The following is a 19,355-nucleotide window of genomic DNA, read 5'->3' on the forward strand; positions in this document are numbered from 1 at the left end:
TTTACTCATCGTCAGCGTTTTTAATACGCTCTAAACGGTCGAACTCTTCGTATTCGGCCGCTTGTATTTCATCGAGTACCGCATCTACGTCTGCAGATTCGTTACTGTCTTCAAATTCTCCGCTTAGCACGGTGTTTGGCGTTAAGCTGGCCTCTTCAAACAGTGCCCACATTTCTTTAGCGTAATGGGTGTTTAATAGGCTAGGTGCAAACTGCGCATAATAACGACGTATGTTGTTTACATCGCGCGTAAACATTGCTTGCGCACTGTTATTGGCTGCGGCGTTTACAGCTTGTGGAAGGTCAATAATTACAGGCCCTTTACTATCAACAAGTACGTTAAATTCTGATAAGTCACCGTGGATAATACCAGCGCACAGCATTAATTTAATATAATGAACCATCATACTGTACTGCTCAATAGCGTCTTGCTGTGTAAGGGTCACATGCCCTAACTGTGGAGCAACATCTCCGTCTTCATCACATACAAGCTCCATTAACAACACGCCATCAATACAGTAATAAGTATCAGGAACTCTGACGCCAGCGCGTGATAAACGTGAAAGCGCGTCTACTTCTGCATTTTGCCAAATTTCTTCTTCTAGTTGCCGCCCATAACTTGAGCGTTTACCCATGGCGCGGGCTTGGCGTCCGCCTCTTACTTTTCGGCCTTCTTGATACTGAGCTGCCTTTTTAAAGCTGCGTTTAACGGCATCTTTGTAGACTTTAGCACAGCGAATTTCGCCACCGCTGCGCACCACAAATACATCCGCTTCTTTACCGCTCATTAAGCGACTTATCACTTCATCAATTAGGCCATCATCAACGAGTGGCTGGAGGCGTTTAGGTATTTTCACTGCGATACAACTAGAAAAATTGGAAGATTAAACATGTATGTTAATAAGTCCTTAGTATGTTAGCTCTCAAAACAGGTGTTGAAAGTGGTTTTAAGTAATTAGTTATCACAATAACCGAAATACCGAATAAGGTAAAAATAACATGATAAAAATCGGATTTATTTTTATTTCCTTATTGTTTGCACAATGTTTGCATTTTTTAAGCGTACTTTATATTCATACCCTTTATTAATATTTAACCCAAGGTGACCACGATGAAGCATTTTTCTACTTTTGCCGTTGCTGCATTATTATCAATGGCTTTTTCAGCCAATGTTGCAGCCAGAGGCGGTGATAACCCACCACCTAAACCTGACTTTTCAAGCATAGATGCAGATGGTGACGGTGTGATTAGCCTTGCAGAATTTAGCGAAAGTGCGCCACCGCAAGGCGATGCGCAAACTATTTTTGACGAAATAGATGCCGATGGGAATGGCGAAATTAGCGAACAAGAATTAAGTGAACACAAGCCACCACGCCGTGCACGTTAAAGGAGATAAATATGATCAACAGTATTGGTAGCTCAGCGAGTTTTATGACTCAACAATCTAGCCAAGTAAGCGCTTTAACTTCAGAGCAAACTGAGTTTGTTAAAGAAACACTTGCAGAATTTGATGCACAAAACCTAAGCACGGAAGATGCGCAAAGTATTCAAGCCGCTTTTGAAGAGCAGGGGATCTCGCCTACAAAAGAGTTGGCTGATTTAATGAGCGAACTTGATTTTGACGCTAAAAGTATTGGCGATGCAGGACGCCCTGAAGGGCAGCGCCCGCCGCAAAACTCGCTAGAATCTGTTGATACTGACGAAGTGGTTAGCTACTTAGATGAGTTATTAACTGAGTATTCAAGCCAGCTATCTGATGAAGATAAAGAATCAATTCTTTCATCGGTACAAGAAAAATTTGGCTTAAGTGAAGGTGATTCACTGCTAAATGTAACTGCTTAGGTGTTATAACTTGAGGTAAAGCTGACTGTTTATCCTTAGGTCTTAAGTCCAAAGCCCGGCAATTATTTTGTTGGGCTTTTTTAATATACCAATTCGCTTAATTGATCACGTATTATTGCGCATTGGTATTACTCCGCTTGAGGCAAAAAAATCGCGCTAATAGCCCCTAACAAACCGAGCAGGCTATACAACAAAATAAGCTGTGCGGTTGATAAAAATGCTTCTAAAAGCCCTATACTGCCTAACATTAAAAGCAAAATGCCTATTACAGTATTACTAACCGACACGTAATCAGTGCGTTTATTGCCTTGTGCCATATCTACTAAATAGGTTTTACGCCCGAGCCGCACGCCTTGATGAGCAATGCAAAGCAAAAAATAAAAACCAGGTATTACCCAAGCATATTCAAACAGCTGGCTATACCATGTAGCTATTACAAACACGCTCACGCCGTTTATGGTGACAAGCAACGCACTGATCACAAGCACCTTTTGGCTAGAAAAATCGCTGAGTCTTCCCCATATTGGCCCAGAAATTAAACTTGCTAAGCCAGACACGGCTAAAAATACTGCCAATAATGAAAATTCAAACTGCTGAGAGCTTGCTAAAATAATATAAAAAGGCGCGCTTAGGGCTGAGCAAAGTAAAAAGGCGTGGGTAATTACAAAGTGTGCAAATTGTTTATCTTGATAAAGCAGCTTTAATTTACTTAGCGCATTTAAAAAGCCATTTTTACCGCCTTGCGTCGCCCCTTTGTATTCGTTTATGCGGCTATAAAAAAGTGCAGCAACAACCCACAAAACAGCGCCTAAACACAGCGCAATTAATACCGTATTTTGCTCTTTTTGCCCCGAAAAAAACCACATCATTAAACCAAAAGTGAGTGTTGCAAAGCCGGCAATACTTGCCGCCAGGCCACTAATATTGCCCCGCTTCTTTTTAGGAATAACTTTACCTAATACATCTTTAGCGGCAATAGAATTAAACCCGCGGGCGAGGCTAAAGAGCACCAGCAGAGCTAAAATTGCATAGCCAGCCTCAGCGCCTTCTAGCACAAATGAAACACCAACCATAGCGCCAATACATACCGCTTGTGCAAATGCACCGCAAACCCATACCCACTTTCTTACTGAGAGTTTACGGATAATATTGGCTATCGCTAATTGTGGTAATAAAGAGCCCGATTCTCTTATAGGCACCAGCCACGCTATAAACGCGCTTGGTACGTTTAAGCTTTGCATTAACCAAGGCAGAGTTATTTTAGGGTTGAGGAGGGCATCGGCAAATTTACTAAAAAGCTGACTTGTTAATAAAAGAATAAAATTACCGGCCACTTCTTTGCAGTCATCTTCGTTTATGTCTTTACAAGCGCGTGCGTCTTCATCGTTGTTAAGGCGTTTATAGACTTGCTCTTTAGTGAGTTTTTTCATACTGCTAGCTACACAATTTGTTTTGCTCTTTGAGGTACGAATCTACAAAGTGTTGTTCCATAGGTTTAGAAAAGTAATAGCCTTGTAGGTGAGACACACCAATTTCTTTTAGCATGTTGGCTTGCTCTAGAGTTTCTACACCTTCAGCGACTACTATAAAATCTAGTGTTGAGGCCATTTGCACAATCGCATGAATTATACTTAAGCCTCGCTTATCCATATTTTGAATGAAACTTTTATCTATTTTTACTATGTCTACACCAATATCTAACATGCTCGACAAGGATGAGTACCCAGTACCAAAGTCGTCAATAGAAATACAAAACCCTTGTTTTTGCAGCTCTTTTACTGCTGCTAAAAAGGTGAGCTTATCCTCAGCAAACACAGATTCAGTGATTTCAAGGTGCAGGTTTTCTGGCTTTACGCCGTATTGATCAACGATATTTACAACCTTAGTGACAAAATCAGGGTCTTGAAGTTGTATTACAGATACATTAACGCTAACAGCAATAGGGGGTTGTACGTTTTTAAACGTGCAAGCTTGCACACACGCTTGTTCAATCACCCATAAGCCAAGTTCGGTTATGAGGTTGTATTGCTCGGCAATGGCAATAAATTCATCAGGAAATATCGCTTCGTCATTTAATTGCCAGCGTAAAAGTGACTCAAACGAGGTCACCTTCGCTGTTTGGCTATCCACAATAGGCTGAAACACTAACCGCAAGCCGTTGTCTTTTATTGCACTTGCCAAGCGCTTACTGAGTAATTGTTCGCGCTCTTGTTGGCGCTTTAAGTCGTTGTTGTAAATATTTACGCAGCCTTTGGCAATACGTTTTTGATGGTACATGGCTAAATCTGCTGAACGAATTAACGCGCTTAAATCGCCCTCATGCTCAGGAAATAACGCTATGCCAATAGTGGCAGATACCCAGCTTTGGTATTTATATCGTTCATGCTCGGCACGAATGCTTTTAATAACCTTTTTGGCAAAATCAAATAAGTCTTGTTCATCCTCATAGGTTGTTAAAATTAAAAATTCATCTCCGCCCCAGCGGCATTTGTATAAGTGGCGGGTGCAAACGTTAGTGAGTCGCTCGGCTATTTCTTTAAGTACTTGGTCGCCAACTTTATGACCCATAGAGTCATTAATTTGCTTAAAGCCATCTAGGTCTACAAATAGTAAAGCGAGTTTTTCCTCGGGATGATCTGCCAGTTGTTTATTTGCCACTTTTAAAAAAGCGGTGCGGTTTAATAAACTTGTTAGTGGGTCAGTATTTGATAAACGGTAAATTTCTTCTGTGCGTGTTTCTACTTTGCTTTCCATTTCGTTAAGTAATTCGCGGTTTTGATTTCGTAATTTTATGGCCGTTTGGGTAAATGTGGCCGACTTATAAGAAGAGGCGACCATAATTGCCGAAAAAGTAATGCCCAAAAAGCCTAATACATAGTGGTAATAGTCATCAGATAAGGTTAGTACTATAGAGTAAGGCATTAATAAAATAATGCTGTAACACACCGAGGTAAAGCGACTACCCGAGAGCAAATTGGCTGAGCCTCCAGCAAACGCCGACAAAATAGCTATTGTGGTGGTAATTTCAACGGTGGATGAGCTTTTATGAAACCACAGTGCGTAACATGACCACGAAATCGCGGTCGCTATACACCCCACCGAAAAGCGTTTTAAAAAGCTATTTGCATTAAAAGGCTGGTTAACTTCTTTGGTGTAGTTAAAGTAAATAACATCCATTAGCCTTGCTGCTAAAACAACCAGCATAAAAAAAAGCCAAATTATTTTTTCTTGATTTGTTCTCTCATCCGTTAGGTCAAATGCAAATACAAGTACAAAGCTAACTAACGCCGAAACACCAATGCCAGATAAAGCATTAGAATATAAAAGTTTTACGGCTTCTCTGCGTTCATCACTATTTAAATTTTTATATTGCACTCATTAAAGCCTTATGAAAAGTAATGCGGGTAAAGCAGGTTACATTTTATAAAAAGACAATAATAAATATAGTTTAATGACAGGGAAAATGCAGATTTTAAATAAAAAAATGCCCATAACACAATGTCTTGTTATGGGCTGTTAGATTAAAAGTCGCTGGCGTTATGTCGTTCGCTAAGTTGCTCTTCTTCAGGGCCCCAGGTGCGATTAACACGTTGACCACGTTTAACAGCGGGGCGCTTTGCTATTTGCTCTGCCCAGCGCATTACATGAGTGTAAGAGGCAACATCTAAAAACTCAGCGGCGTCGTATAATTTTCCAAGCACCAACGAGCCATACCAAGGCCAAATGGCAATGTCGGCAATAGAATATTCACTACCCGCCATGTATTCGTTTTCACTTAAGTGGCGATTTAATACATCGAGCTGGCGTTTAGTTTCCATAGTAAAACGGTCTATTGGGTATTGCATTTTTGTTGGTGCGTAGCTATAAAAATGACCAAATCCGCCACCTAAATAAGGCGCTGAACCCATTTGCCAAAATAGCCAATTACGGCACTCGGTCTTGGCTTTAAAATCTTTTGGGATTAGCACATCAAATTTTTCTGCCAAGTATTGTAAAATTGAACCCGACTCAAAAATGCGTGTTGGTGGCGTGGTAGAGTGATCCATTAGCGCAGGAATTTTAGAGTTTGGATTAATATCAACAAAGTCTGAGCCAAATTGGTCGCCTTCGCCAATGTTAATTAAATAGGCATCGTAGTCGGCATCGGTTAGGCCAAGCTCTAATAACTCTTCAAACATAATGGTCGCTTTTTGGCCATTAGGCGTGGCTAATGAATAAAGTTGAAACGCATGCTTGCCAATGTCTAAGGTTTTGTCATGAGTGGCGCCGGCAATAGGGCGGTTAATATTAGCAAATTTACCACCACTTTCGCTGTCCCACGTCCAAACTTTAGGCGGCGTGTATTCGTGTTCATTACTCATAAATAACCTCAATTTAAAAATGTAATTAATTTATATACTCATAGATAACAAGCTGGGGGCGTAAAAAATTAATTAAAGGCAATGAAAAAATTATCGTGCTTTTAATTTATCTGCTTTGGCAAGTTTATACCCTAAAAAGAACCCACTTAACGCACCAAAAAGGTGACTTTCGAACGAGACATGAAAGCGTTGTGGTAGCACGCCCCAAATAAATCCGCTGTAAAGCACTGCCACTACTAGGGCAATAACAATAGACTTAAACGAGCGCCTAACCACGCCATAGCACAGTATAAATCCCCATAAACCATAAATAACGCCGCTTAATCCAACATGAAAACTACTTCGACCAAAGGCCCACACTAATAGCCCGCCAATTAACGCAGTAAATATAAACACGGTATAAAAGCGTTTTACACTGTATTGGCAAATTAGCCAGCTTAGTACAGCAAAAGGCAACATGTTGCTAGCAAAGTGCCACCAGCTGCCATGTAAAAATGGGGCGCATAAAATACCGATTAACCCTTGAACGCTGCGAGGGTAAATACCTAAACCATTAAGCGTAATGCCAGGTAAACTATTGATCACTTGTAGTATTAGGCATATAAAAACTACGCTAAATATTGCAAATCGCGTACTGGTTATCAGTGAAGATGATGATGGGGTAGTTGGCATATAAACGCTTTAGTAGGATTGTTTTGTACCAGTATAGGAGTATGTTTTCGCTATTAAAAGCGATTTAATAAGCGCGGCGTTATACGCCGCGCACAGGGGTTATTTTAACCTAGTTTAGTTAATAGTTTTTTCGCAGCAAGCTCTGAACTTGCTGGGTTTTGGCCTGTAATCACTAAACCATCTTCGAGCGCTAATACGCCCCAGTCGTCGGTTTTTTGATAATCGCCGCCTTTTTTAATGAGTTCATCTTCAACTAAAAATGGCACTACGTCTGTTAATTGCACGGCGGCTTCTTCTGAGTTAGTAAAGCCTGTTACTTTTTTACCAGCTACCAGCGCATTGCCCTGTGCATCTTTAACATTTAAAAAAGCGGCACTTGCGTGGCAAACAGCCGCTACTGGCTTTTGCTCTTTTACAAACTTTTCAATAAGTGAGATTGAATCGCTGTTATCTACTAAATCCCATAGTGGGCCGTGGCCGCCTGGGTAAAATACTGCGTCAAAGTCGCTGGCGTTTACTTCACTTAACTTTTTGGTGTTTGCCATAAGTGTTTGTGCTGCGCTGTCGTTGTCATAGCGCTTTGTTGCATCGGTTTCAAAGTCTGAAAGCGTGCTGGTTGGGTCAATCGGCGGTTGGCCACCCGCAGGGGATGCAAGTGTTACCTCTGCACCAGCATCAACAAATGCGTAGTAAGGTGCTGCAAATTCTTCTACCCAAAAACCTGTTTTTTCGCCTGTGTTGCCAAGCTCTGAATGTGAGGTAAGTACCATAAGTATTTTTTTAGCCATAACAATATTCCTTCGATTAGTGAGTAAATTAAAGCTTGGTGTTAACCAAGGTGCTGTAATAACTATATGCACTTAAAAGGATTTAAACAACGATGATAAATTTAACTTTATTGATTTAATTATTGATACAATTATTGGGTTGAATAATCATTGGTGGGTTTGTGATGAAAGTGTCGTTTGAGCAACTTAAAAGCATGGTGGTATTTGCGCAAATTGTCGAGCAGGGCAGTTTAACCGCGGCTGCAAAGCAGTTGGGGTTAACGCGTGCGGTGGTAAGTTATCACCTTAAAAAATTAGAAACGCAATTAGAAGTTACGCTACTAAATCGCTCAACCCGCACTATGGCGCTAACTGAGGCGGGCATTGCGTATTATGAGCGCTGTAGAGTGATCACAGAGCAAGCAAACGCAGCTAATCAGCAAATAGAAAACATTAAAAGTGAGCCACAAGGAGTATTAAAAATTAGCTGCCCTGTTAATGTAGGCATGCAACTAATTGTGTCTGCAATTAATACGTTTAAACGCCAATACCCCAAAATTGAAATAGACCTGCAACTAACCGATGATGTGGTTGATATAATAAAAAACGGCTTTGATATTGCTATCCGTGGGGTCGCTTTAAGTGACTCAAACTTACAAGCCACTAAACTAACAACCATGAGTACCTGTATTTGTGGCTCAGCTGAGTATTTTGAACACTTTGGCAAACCTAAAACGCCAGCTGAATTAGCCTTGCATAAATGGGTGGTGTACCAGCTTAGCAGTAAAACATTAACCCTTAGCAAAGAGGGCAAAAAATACGATGTAATACTTCAAGGCGGTATTAGCACCAATAATGCCGCGGCGCGTACCGCGTTTGTAGAGGCCGGACACGGGCTTGGGCGCATTCCGTTGTATGATGCGTGGCCTAAAGTGCAAGCAGGGCTGTTAGAAATAATTCTAGATGATTATAAAACAAAAGATATTGAGCTTTATGGCGTGTTTCCACCTGGGGCGGCAGGCTCCAAAAAGCTCAGGTTGTTTATTGATTATTTAAAAGCATATTTTGTTAAACAACATACTGCACTGGGCATGCTAAAAAGCACGTAAAACCGCACTTAATTACAAAGTACGATTAAATAATGCAACCGCTTGCTGGTACATAGTAATTGCAAGCGCGGCATCGTAACGCTCGCCCTCATCACGCATAAACGCATGCTGTGCGTTTACTTCTTGCCAGTGATAGTTAATACCCGTGGCTACACATTGCTGGTAAATTTTACTTCGGCCTTGTTGCGGTACATGCGGGTCTTGCTTACCCCAAATAAAGTGTATTTCACCTTGAATATCAGCCATGCGTTCAAACGAATTGTTACCTGCATTAGCCGTTAAGGTATCACTATGAATATCGGTGGCGTATAAACAAAATGCGGCTTTTATGTGTGGGTTTAATGCGGCTCTGTAAGCTAAATGCCCACCAATGCACACACCCATGGCGCCTACTGTGCCAGTGCAGTAATCTTGGCTTTGTACAAAGTCGATGAGTGCTTGTGTGTCGCTGTCGTGGTGCTCAAGTGGCTTTTGCCATTTATCGGCATTGCCTTTATCTTTACCCGCGTCATCGTACGCAAGTACAGTACCAATCGGGTTTAGCTCATGAAATACCTCAGGCACTAACACAACAAAACCATGGCTTGCTAAAATAGCAGCGCTGCGCGCAATAGGTGCGGTTTGCTGAAAAATTTCAGAGTAAAAAATAATACTTGGATATTGGCCAGCTGCTTGTGGGCGGTAAACGGTAGTACGCATTAAGCCTGTTGGGGTGGGTAGGTCGGTATTATGGTGTTGGATTATCATAAAAGCGCTCAGTTAAATAATTAATAAGGTTATGGTAACTGAGCGCAAAAAAATAAACGACCACTGATACTGGTTTTTTAAATGCTTGCAGGCATTTTATTACAACTTGCGTAGTAGCTTACGGTCGCGGGCCAATCCGAAAATATACCCATAACCCCAACATCCTGCGCGAGTACATCAACCACCGTCATCATGTCGCCATCGTTATCGATAACATCGGCGATTGATTGATAGTAGTAGCCACCGCCCTCGTTAAGAGGCCCCGAGCGCTCAAGGCTCCATGCTATCAGTTCAAGCCCTGCAGCTTTTGCGTCAATGGCGTATTGTGAGGGGACAATATTACTTTCGTTGTCTATGGTGAGCATCATCCAAATAGGGGGCGCTAATATTTTAACGCCATCGGCTACTAGCTCTTCCATACTTGGTTGCCATGTTGCAGGGTTACTTGGATCAAAGCCCGCTTCGCTGTCACGGCCATCTAAATATACGCTTTGATTTGCAAAGTCGGGGTTGTTATTTATCCAATATTTCACATCATCGAGATTAAACGATTGCGGGTACACATCACTGCTTGGTACGTCCAATTGCGTGTACTCATCAAGCATTTTTTGCGCGTATTGCTGTTGTGTCATTCCCTCAAAAGGCATGCTCACTTGCGGAGATTTTAGCTCTGGGGTCATTTTTACACCCAAGCTTTTAAATAACTCAATACTTTGTTTATGAGTTACTAATGTTCCACTTGTGGCGTATAAATCGGTGCGCCAGCTGGGCGTGCCCTGCATATATTCACCAACAGTAGTGGCTTGGGTGTTGGCGCCATCCATTTTACCTTCAAGCGTTAAAAATTCGCTCAGGCTGATATCACTTGTGCAGCATTTAGCGGTGGCAGGCGTGCCACTGGCCGCGTTAGCTGGAGTAAAAGGCACACTGCATTTAGCGGCAAGTTCAGGAATGGCTAATATATTGGTGGTGGTGTGCAAATCGCACTGAGAGTGGCGACACACGAGCTCTTTGTCGCTGGTAAAGGTTACATCGCACTCGACAATACCTGCGCCCATACGCGCCGCAGCTATATAAGACTCCTTGGTATGCTCAGGGTATTGCATTGGCGCACCACGATGACCAATAGAAAAATCTGTACGGTAAAATGGCCCATCCGTACACGATTCTAATTTTGTTTTTAAATCGCTCTGTGCCATATCGTTAATAAGGTAGTCGGGACGAGTACCTAATTGAATATCAGGCGCCTCGCCTTTTGCAACTTCAACAATTACAGGCGTCGGTACTTCAACAACCTCAACGGTGGTATTGGTAACGACTACGTCTTTTTCTACAATTTCGACATCGTCGTCGCAGCCGCTCAGTAGTGCAAGTATTACTGAGCTTGTTATTAGGGTGAGATGTTTCATGTTTGTTCCTTAACGTTATTTTATTCAACCCTAATCGCATTCAATGACAAATTAGCTACAAGGATGTGACGTTCTGTTTATTTGTCCCTATTTGATTAATTACCAGTGCTGCTAACATGATTGCACCCCCCATACTTAAGCGCATAATGTCGGCATTTTTATTCCATATAAGCACGTTAACAATAATACCGGCAGGAATAAGCACGTTGTTCATAACGGCTAATGCTCCCACATTTACTTTTGTTGCTCCTTTGTTCCATAAAAAGTAACCAAGGCCCGAGGCAACAATACCTAAATATATTAAAATACCCCACTGGGTAGGTGTACTCGGCAATTTGCTTGTATTGCCAAATAAAGCGTAGCAAGCACTCGCCACCACTAAGGCGCCAATAAAAAACCAACCAAATACGGTTTTGTCATCCAACTGATTAGTGGCCATTAAACGTTTATAAGTTACTTGTCCGGTGGCAAAACTAATATTGGCACCCTGAACCAGTAATAAACCGATGATGAAATGACTATTGAGGCTTTCCCAGCGAATAGTTACCGCGCCCAGTACGGCAATAAGCGCAACCGCAAAAAAGCGAGGGTTAAAATGCTTATTAAATGCATCGTTTAAAAGCGTTATATAAAGCGGCGTCATAACGGTAAAGAGCAACACTTCGGGTACGCTTAAAAATAAAAAGGAGTGGTAGTAAAAGCTGTACATAACACCTAGTTGCACAGCGCCTATCAGCATCAGCTTAAGTGCGAGTGGTTTTGAGGTAAGTTTAGGTTTTAAAAAGGGTAAAAAAACCAACGTGGCTAATGCAACTCGTATTAATACGCTAAACCACGCATCAACTTGGCCTGCTAAGTACACACCAATTAAACTAAATGAAAAAGCCCAAAGTAGGGTAACTGCAAATAAATAGCCCATAATTGTCGTTTTTTATAATTTATAGTGTGGTTAGTTTATCTGTTATAAACAATAAAAGCCCGCAAGCGGGCTTTTATAAGGTTAAAATTAATAAACGAGGTTATTAATCAACTAAACCACGGCGCTTAAGAAGTGCGTCTGTTGTTGGTTTTTGGCCTCTAAACTCAATGTAGCTTTGCATTAAGTCGCGGCTGTTACCTTTTGATAGGATTTCTTCACGGAACTTGTCACCGTTTTCACGGGTTAGGCCACCGTTATTTTCCATATGTGCAAACGCATCGGCTGCAAATACTTCAGTCCATAGGTAGGCGTAGTAACCTGCTGAGTAACCACCGGCAAAAGTATGGCTAAAGTAGTTTGATTTATAACGCGGTGGCACTGGGTAGTAATCAATACCGTGTGCTTTTAGCGCATCGCTTTCAAACTTTTGAACATCACTGATTTTTTTATCAGAACCAAATGAGTGCCATTCCATATCAAGTAAAGCAGCTGCTAAGTATTCAGTAGTACCAAAGCCTTGGTTGAATTTTTGCGATGCTAGTACTTTATCAAGTAATGCTTGTGGAATTGGCTCACCTGTTTTGTAATGCTTAGCGTAGTTAGCAAGTACCGTAGGTTCAATCATCCAGTCTTCATGTGCCTGTGAAGGAAATTCAACAAAGTCACGTGCTGTAGCAGTACCCGCTAGGCTTGGGTATTTAACATTTGAGAATAAACCGTGCGCAGCATGACCAAATTCATGGAACATAGTCGATACTTCGTCGAAGGTCATTAGCGTAGGCTCACCTTCAGCTGGTTTTGGAATGTTTTGTGCATTGTAAATAACCGGTTTAGTGCCTTTTAAGCCGCTTTGGCTTACGTATGCACTCATCCATGCACCGCCACGCTTACCTTCGCGTGCGTATGGGTCCATGTAAAATAAACCAATAGCGCTGCCATCTGCGTTAAATACTTCGTACGCTGTTACATCTTCGTGGTAAACAGGTAAGTCTTTACGCTCTTTAAAGGTGATACCGTAAAGCTTGTTCATTGCGAAGAATAACCCATCATGGATCACAGAGTTCATTTCAAAGTAAGGCTTAACTAGCGCAGGATCTAGGTCGTACTTTTCAGCACGTACTTTTTCTGCGTAAAACGCCCAGTCCCATGGCTTAAGCTCAAAGCTTTCGCCAGAATCGTTAATTACTTTTTGGATAGCGGCCGCTTCTGCTTTGGCTTTTTCAACAGCTTTTGGTGCAAGGTCATCTAAAATGCCGTACACGTTGTCGGTTGTTTGTGCCATACGCGAAGTCATTACATACGATGCCCAATCTTTAAAGCCTAACAGCTCTGCTTTTTGTGCACGCAGGTTCGTTTCTTCAATAATGATAGGGCCGTTAGTTTTAGCAGCACGGTTTGTAGAGGCTTTAAAAATTTGCTCGCGTAGTTCACGGTTTTCAAGGCTTGATAAGATAGGCTGCTGAGTGGTATTAACCAAGGTGATCATGTAGCCGTCTTTGCCTGCTTTTTTAGCTGCGGCTGCAAGGCCTGCAATTTCACCTTCAGATAGGCCAGCAAGTTTAGATTTGTCTGTAACAACAATAACGTCTTCTTTAAACGATTTTAAAATGTTTTGAGAGAACGCAGTAGATAGCTCTGCAAGCTGAGCGTTTATTTCACGCATTTTTGCTTTTTCAGCATCGCTTAACTTAGCACCGGCTTTTACAAATTGCTTGTAGTAGAAATCAACTAAGCGTTGATCTTCAGCGTTAAGCGCATCTTTATTGTCGTAAATAGTTTGTACACGCTTAAATAACGCACCATTTAGGTAAATGTCATCAGAGTGAGCAGATAATTCCGGCGCCATTTTTTTGCTTATACGTTGGTATTCGTCATCTGAAATTAAACCCGATAGGTTGTAAAAAGCAGCAGATACGCGGTTTAACAACTCACCAGACTTTTCCATCTCAACAAGTGTGTTTTCAAATGTTGCTGGTTCTGGGTTGTTTGCAATAGCTTGAACTTGCGCAGTGTGCTGAGCAATACCTGCATCAAAGCCTGCTTCGTAGTCTTTTGTACCAAACTTATCAAACTCTGGTGCCATATATTGTAATGGGCTTGGTTTGAATAATACATTGTTTGCGTTCATATCTTGCACTTGTGCTGCGCTCTCTTTAGCTGTGTTCTGAGTTTCGTTAGATGAACAAGCAGATAGGATTAGGGCACTAGCAATAGTAGTGGCGATCAGTGTTTTACGCATAATAACTCCATAAAAAGATGAGCCGAAATAGGCTTTTCGAGTCGAAAACCCAGTTAACTTATCAAATTTTGGCGTTTATACAATAAAGTTTATCGGTATTAAGCGGGATTTAAACGCAAATTAGCTACTAAAAATGCGATTTGGAGGTAAAAGTAGCCTTAAAAATAAACGTAAGGCTACTTAAATATTGTATTGTGTGTGTTTTTTAAAGGCTAGTTATAGCCAAGAACAAAGCGTTTTTCAGAACCAAAGCTATTAGATTGCTGGCCAAATTCTTTATTAATAGTAGCAAGTGTTTGTTCTTGCTCAGCAAGAAGGCACAAAATTTTATTGCGGTAATCTAGGCTGCTTTCAAACAAATTTAAATCTACCTGCGGCTGCAAAGTAGCGAGTCTTTGATTTAGAGTAAGTTGTGACATATGTAATCTCCAGTGCTTGTACACTATTTATATAGCACTCGGTGCAATAAAGAGTTAATAAATTGTTTAAACAAAAACGTTAAACCTATTAACTTAGCGTTTTAACACTATTATGCCGTGCTAAGCTTAGCGAAGACTGAACCACACTCATTTTTACTGAACAAATAACAAACAATAAATAATACTTTGGAAAATACATGACGCTCGAACACATTCAACATTATCTCAGCTTGGTTATTTTTACCTATAACGACGTACACATCACTGTGGCTAAGGTTATACAAGTTCCTTTAATTTTATTTGCTATGTGGTTTGTAGTAACGCGCATTGGCAAACTTATTAAAAAAACACTGCTGGCCAAAAAAATCAGCCAAGACGCGGTTCATCTATTTACGCGTATTTATTTTATTTTGAGTATCGCAATATTAATTTTCACCTCGTTAGAGGTTTTAAGTATTCCGCTTACGGCCTTTGCATTTGTATCAGGGGCCATAGCCATTGGGGTTGGATTTGGTGCGCAAAACATTATTAATAACTTTATTAGTGGCTGGATTTTAATGTGGGAGCGGCCAATTCGTATTGGGGACTTTTTAGAAGTAGGTAATGCAAAGGGCGTAGTAGAAACTATTAATACGCGCTCTACCCGCATTCGCCGTAACGATGGTGTGCATATGTTAATCCCTAATTCGCAACTATTAGAAAACACAGTGACTAACTGGACCTTAATAGACGGTAATGCCCGCTCCTCGGTTAGCGTAGGTGTTGCTTATGGCAGCGATGTATTGTTAGTTAAAACGTTAATTCAACAAGTGCTTGATGATCATGATGCGATACTAACAAATCCAAAAGCCTCTGTTTTATTTGACGACTTTGCTGATAGCTCACTGGTATTTAATGCAATTTTTTGGGTTTGTGCAGAGTCAGAAACCATGCTCAGAAAAGTACGTAGTGATATCCGTTTTAGTATCTATGCTGTTTTTGAAAAACATGATGTGGTGATTGCGTTTCCACAGCGCGATATTCACATTGATGGAGAAATTGCGTTAAAGCGTACTCAATGAATTTAGCCTTTAAAAATTTAGCAAGCATTAACGGGTTTTAACTGCGCGTTTCTAGTTTGGGTTTATTTGTAAAAATACGCAGTTTGCTACTTTAAAGCGGCTTTTGAAAGAAAGGACATATGTCCGCATTATTAGTCTTTTGCATCTAAAAGCGGGTAAAAAAGCTATAAAATGAGGTTAAATGTTGCAAAAAAGTTTACTTTTTTGTACATATTTATGCAGTAAATTTGTAATACGATGGTATAATCTTCATCGTTCGTTCAGCCTCATTACTCCGTTTTTGTACTCTCGGTGATGAGGTCCGCGCGCCATAAAGCTAGACGCGAAAAATTGTACGAGCCCGCAATGAATACATTGCGCAACACAAAAAACCGTTGAACAAGAGTGCATACAAAAGGTTTATACCCGACATGAAAGCAATCAAAAAAACTGCAATAGCGACCATAATTAATGCTGCTTTATTATCTGCAGCTGGTACCTCTGTTTCTACTCTTGCTGCTGAAGAAGAAACTGCAAAAAAAAATAACCAATTAGAAGTTATTCAAGTTACTGCTCGTAAACGTGTAGAAAATGCACAAGAAGTGCCTGTTGCTGTATCTGCATTACAAGGTGATAACCTTGATGCTTATAGTTCTGCTGGTATGGATATTCGCTTTATGAGTGCGAAAATCCCAAGTCTTTCAATCGAATCATCGTTTGGACGTTCTTTCCCTCGTTTTTATGTTCGTGGTTTGGGTAATACCGATTTCGATCTTAATGCTTCACAACCTGTTTCATTAGTTGTTGATGAAGTGGTTCAAGAAAATGCCATTTTAAAAGGCTTTCCAGTATTTGATGTTGAGCGTGTAGAAGTACTACGTGGTCCACAAGGTACTTTGTTTGGCCGTAATACGCCGGCTGGCCTAGTTAAATTTGATACTGTTAAACCAAGCCAAGAATTTGAAGGTTACGGTGCTGTTTCTTACGGTAGCCGTGGCGCTGTAGATACTGAGGGCGCTGTAGGTGGTGCATTAACTGACCGTTTATCTGCACGTGTTTCTTTGCTATGGCAAGATAAAGATGATTACATCGACAACCAAGCGCCTGGCTTTGAAGCGAAAGACGAGCAAGGCGGCTACACAGAAAAAGCAGCGCGTATTCAGTTTTTATACGAAGGCGATGACTTTACGGCTCTTCTAAACTACCACACGCGTGACTTAGACGGCTCACCAATTGCGTTTCGTGCAAACGTTATTGAATCAGGCTCAAACGATTTAGTAGACAACTACGAGCATGATGTTGTTTATCAAGATGCCGCTGTACGCAATACCCAGCAAGTTGAATCTGAAGGCGCAAGCTTAAAGCTTGAGTGGGATATTAGCGATGAATACACGCTAACCTCTATTTCAGGTTGGGAAAGTGCAGAAATATACTCACGTGCCGACATTGATGGTGGTTACGGTGCTGAATACATTCCTGATTACATGGGCCCAGGTTTAATTCCGTTTTCTTCAGAAAGTGCGGATGGCATTCCAGAGCAAGATCAGTTAACGCAAGAGCTTCGCCTTGCTAGTAACTTCAGTGGTGACTTAAACTACCAAGTTGGTCTTTTTTACTTTGATGAAGAGCTTACAATCGAAAACTTTAGTTACGATACGTTCTCTTCACCTGCTGGCGCTTTAAACGGTTATGTTCAGCAACAACAAGATACAACTGCATGGGCTATTTTCGGCTCAGTAGATTACATTTTCTCAGATAAATTAAAAGTAACTGCGGGTCTTCGTTACTCTGATGACGAAAAAGATTTTGTTGCAGACCGTACTATTAGCCCAATTGGCGGTGGTGCTTTATACGTAGAACGCAGTGTAAGTGACAGCCACGTAAGCTGGGATTTATCTGCAAACTACAAAGTTAATGACGATGTAAACTGGTACAGCCGTGTAGCAAACACGTTCCGCGCGCCTAGCTTACAAGGTCGTATTTTATTTGGTGATGACGTAACAACGGCTGAATCAGAAACCGTTACTTCGTTCGAAACCGGTATTAAATCAGACGTTCTTGATGGCCAAGGCCGTGTAAATGCAACGGTATTTTACTACACAATGGACGACCAACAGCTTACTGCTGTAGGTGGTGGTGCTAACTTTAACCGCTTAGTTAACGCTGATAAAACAACAGGCTACGGTTTTGAGCTAGATACAGAGTGGGTATTAAGCGATGAGTTTAATGCAACATTTAACTTAAGCTACAACAAAACTGAAATTAAAGATGATGAGTTAGCTGTAGCTACTTGTTTTCAATGTACAGTTAATGACCCTATCAACGATGCTGGTTTAGCCGTGCTAGATGGCAACAGCTTACCGCATGCGCCAGAGTGGATCTCTAACTTTACCCTTCGTTATACGAAAGAACTTGAAGATGGTAATTTCTTCGCATTAGGTGATATTTCTTACCGTAGCGAAATTAACATGTTCCTATACGATTCAGTAGAATTTGAAGGTAAAGCATTAACAGAAGTAGGTTTACGTGCAGGCTACGAGTGGGCTGAAGGTGACTACGAGTACCAAGTATCTGCATTTGTTCGTAACTTATTTGATGAGCAACAAGCAATTGGTGCGGTAGACTTCAATAACAATACGGGTATTGTTAATGAAGAGCGCTACATTGGTGCTGAATTTAAAGTTAACTTCTTCTAAAGATAACCTTAAATTTTATTAATTTTTAAAAGCCTGCCTCGTGCAGGCTTTTATGTTTTTATAAAGCTGGTAAAGTAGCGTTAATTAACTTTGATGAGATAGAAAAATGGCTGGATTTTGGAACTACCGTGTAATTTTTTGTGAAGCAACGAAAGATGAAGCAGCGCAATACCAAATACACGAAGTAGAATATAACTTAAATGGCAAAGTAACTAATTGGTCAGAAACAGGCGCAGCACCTTTTGGTACAACGCTAGATGAGTTAGCAGCTGATGCCGATCGTTTAAAAACGGCGCTAGAAAAACCAGTACTTAAGGTTGTGCGCAAAGCCCGAGGCTACGAGCTGGTTGATGTTGAAACCGGTGAGGAAGCATTTGCTGAGCCACCTGCTGGCTTAACAGCATAATATTATAAAGGCGCCTAGGCGCCTTTTTTAACGTCAAAATTTAAGGAATGAGGATGAGCTTAAACGCAGTATTGTTTGATATGGATGGCACGCTAGTTGACTCTGAAAGCATGCACTTTGAGTGCTGGAGCCAGCTGCTTGCACCCTACAATGTAAGTTATAACGAAGTGGAGTTTTGTCAGCGCTTTTCAGGGCGCCCAACGTTAGAAGCAGCAATTGATATTAAAAATGAGCATAATTTAGCCGTCAGTGCACAGTTTTTAGCAGATGAAAAATATCGATTATTTGGTGAATACGTAAAAACTAATTTACCGCCTGTTATGCCTTTTACTAAGCAAACCTTACACGCTGTTAAAAACAGTGGGCTAAAAATGGCGTTAGTTACCGGCAGTGCTCGTAGCGAAGCTATGCCTATTTTAAAAGGGCTAGGTTTTTATGAGTTATTTGATACTGTAGTGACAAAAGACGATGTAACAAATCCAAAGCCAGCAGGCGATCCTTATCTTTTAGCGCTTGAACACATACATGTAGCCCCAGAGCATGCAATTGCTGTTGAAGACACCTTTACGGGCGTTTGTGCTGCAACTAATGCACAGGTTAGAGTCGTTGCGATTGCAAATCATCATACAATTGACCATGACTTTAGTAAGGCGACGTACAAAATGGCTGACCTAGGTGAGTTTTGGCAGTGGGTCGAATCTCAACTATAGTTATAGCCTTATTTTATTTG

The 19,355-nt window shown here is 41.1% G+C and carries 18 protein-coding genes; 7 read left to right on the top strand and 11 right to left on the bottom strand.

The features are described from left to right. Position 1: 1 nt before the first annotated feature. The gene (locus L650_RS0113225) at positions 2 to 856 is read right to left on the bottom strand and encodes a PA4780 family RIO1-like protein kinase (RefSeq protein ID WP_024034251.1); all 855 of its coding nucleotides are present in this window, start codon (positions 854 to 856) and stop codon (positions 2 to 4) included. A 254-nt stretch (positions 857 to 1,110) separates the two neighbouring features. Here L650_RS0113225 and L650_RS0113230 point away from each other — a divergent pair, with 254 nt between their 5' ends. Then, entirely contained in the window at positions 1,111 to 1,386 is a 276-nt protein-coding gene (locus L650_RS0113230) for an EF-hand domain-containing protein (RefSeq protein ID WP_004587403.1), read from the top strand. Positions 1,387 to 1,397: 11 nt separating this feature from the next. Further along, positions 1,398 to 1,841: a hypothetical protein gene (locus tag L650_RS0113235; RefSeq protein ID WP_029773416.1), complete on the top strand. Its 444-nt coding sequence runs from the start codon at positions 1,398 to 1,400 to the stop codon at positions 1,839 to 1,841. A gap of 128 nt (positions 1,842 to 1,969) precedes the next feature. Here L650_RS0113235 and L650_RS0113240 read toward each other — a convergent pair whose 3' ends face one another. The 5 genes from L650_RS0113240 to L650_RS0113260 form a co-directional block, all read right to left on the bottom strand. Beyond that, positions 1,970 to 3,271 (bottom strand): MFS transporter, encoded by a 1,302-nt coding sequence (locus L650_RS0113240; RefSeq protein WP_029773417.1) that lies wholly within the window; start codon positions 3,269 to 3,271, stop codon positions 1,970 to 1,972. A gap of 4 nt (positions 3,272 to 3,275) precedes the next feature. Beyond that, positions 3,276 to 5,216, bottom strand: coding sequence for a putative bifunctional diguanylate cyclase/phosphodiesterase (locus L650_RS0113245; RefSeq protein WP_029773418.1), 1,941 nt, complete (start codon positions 5,214 to 5,216; stop codon positions 3,276 to 3,278). 146 nt (positions 5,217 to 5,362) lie between these two features. Beyond that, a complete protein-coding gene (yghU, locus tag L650_RS0113250; RefSeq protein WP_004587400.1) occupies positions 5,363 to 6,202 on the bottom strand; it encodes a glutathione-dependent disulfide-bond oxidoreductase in 840 nt (279 codons plus the stop codon). Between the two features lie 90 nt (positions 6,203 to 6,292). Then, positions 6,293 to 6,874, bottom strand: coding sequence for a rhomboid family intramembrane serine protease (locus L650_RS0113255; protein WP_024034245.1), 582 nt, complete (start codon positions 6,872 to 6,874; stop codon positions 6,293 to 6,295). A gap of 104 nt (positions 6,875 to 6,978) precedes the next feature. Next, on the bottom strand, positions 6,979 to 7,662 hold the full coding sequence (locus L650_RS0113260; protein ID WP_029773419.1) for a type 1 glutamine amidotransferase domain-containing protein: 684 nt from the start codon (positions 7,660 to 7,662) through the stop codon (positions 6,979 to 6,981). Between the two features lie 164 nt (positions 7,663 to 7,826). On the opposite strand from L650_RS0113260, the gene L650_RS0113265 reads away from it, so the two are divergent. Next, positions 7,827 to 8,750, top strand: coding sequence for a LysR family transcriptional regulator (locus L650_RS0113265; RefSeq protein ID WP_029773420.1), 924 nt, complete (start codon positions 7,827 to 7,829; stop codon positions 8,748 to 8,750). 12 nt (positions 8,751 to 8,762) lie between these two features. Here L650_RS0113265 and L650_RS0113270 read toward each other — a convergent pair whose 3' ends face one another. The 5 genes from L650_RS0113270 to L650_RS0113295 all read right to left on the bottom strand — a co-directional run bounded on the left by L650_RS0113270 (position 8,763) and on the right by L650_RS0113295 (position 14,483). Continuing rightward, positions 8,763 to 9,497, bottom strand: a complete 735-nt coding sequence (locus tag L650_RS0113270) for a dienelactone hydrolase family protein (protein WP_029773421.1) — start codon at positions 9,495 to 9,497, stop codon at positions 8,763 to 8,765. Positions 9,498 to 9,574: 77 nt separating this feature from the next. Then, positions 9,575 to 10,906, bottom strand: coding sequence for a glycerophosphodiester phosphodiesterase family protein (locus tag L650_RS0113275; RefSeq protein ID WP_029773422.1), 1,332 nt, complete (start codon positions 10,904 to 10,906; stop codon positions 9,575 to 9,577). 55 nt (positions 10,907 to 10,961) lie between these two features. Further along, entirely contained in the window at positions 10,962 to 11,825 is an 864-nt protein-coding gene (locus L650_RS0113280; protein ID WP_029773423.1) for a carboxylate/amino acid/amine transporter, read from the bottom strand. Positions 11,826 to 11,928: 103 nt separating this feature from the next. Beyond that, on the bottom strand, positions 11,929 to 14,064 hold the full coding sequence (locus tag L650_RS0113290; protein ID WP_029773424.1) for a M3 family metallopeptidase: 2,136 nt from the start codon (positions 14,062 to 14,064) through the stop codon (positions 11,929 to 11,931). A gap of 212 nt (positions 14,065 to 14,276) precedes the next feature. Further along, positions 14,277 to 14,483, bottom strand: coding sequence for a hypothetical protein (locus tag L650_RS0113295; protein WP_004587392.1), 207 nt, complete (start codon positions 14,481 to 14,483; stop codon positions 14,277 to 14,279). Positions 14,484 to 14,680: 197 nt separating this feature from the next. Here L650_RS0113295 and L650_RS0113300 point away from each other — a divergent pair, with 197 nt between their 5' ends. The 4 genes from L650_RS0113300 (at position 14,681) to L650_RS0113315 (ending at position 19,335) form a co-directional block, all read left to right on the top strand. Then, positions 14,681 to 15,544, top strand: a complete 864-nt coding sequence (locus L650_RS0113300; protein WP_024034237.1) for a mechanosensitive ion channel family protein — start codon at positions 14,681 to 14,683, stop codon at positions 15,542 to 15,544. A 410-nt stretch (positions 15,545 to 15,954) separates the two neighbouring features. Further along, a complete protein-coding gene (locus L650_RS0113305) occupies positions 15,955 to 18,219 on the top strand; it encodes a TonB-dependent receptor (protein WP_004587390.1) in 2,265 nt (754 codons plus the stop codon). Positions 18,220 to 18,325: 106 nt separating this feature from the next. Further along, entirely contained in the window at positions 18,326 to 18,625 is a 300-nt protein-coding gene (locus tag L650_RS0113310) for a hypothetical protein (RefSeq protein ID WP_004587389.1), read from the top strand. A gap of 53 nt (positions 18,626 to 18,678) precedes the next feature. Beyond that, positions 18,679 to 19,335, top strand: coding sequence for an HAD family hydrolase (locus tag L650_RS0113315; RefSeq protein ID WP_029773425.1), 657 nt, complete (start codon positions 18,679 to 18,681; stop codon positions 19,333 to 19,335). Positions 19,336 to 19,355 lie beyond the last annotated feature (20 nt).

Origin of the sequence: Pseudoalteromonas sp. TB51 (assembly GCF_000498055.1) — a bacterium.
GTDB classification, from domain to species: Bacteria; Pseudomonadota; Gammaproteobacteria; order Enterobacterales; family Alteromonadaceae; genus Pseudoalteromonas; species Pseudoalteromonas atlantica.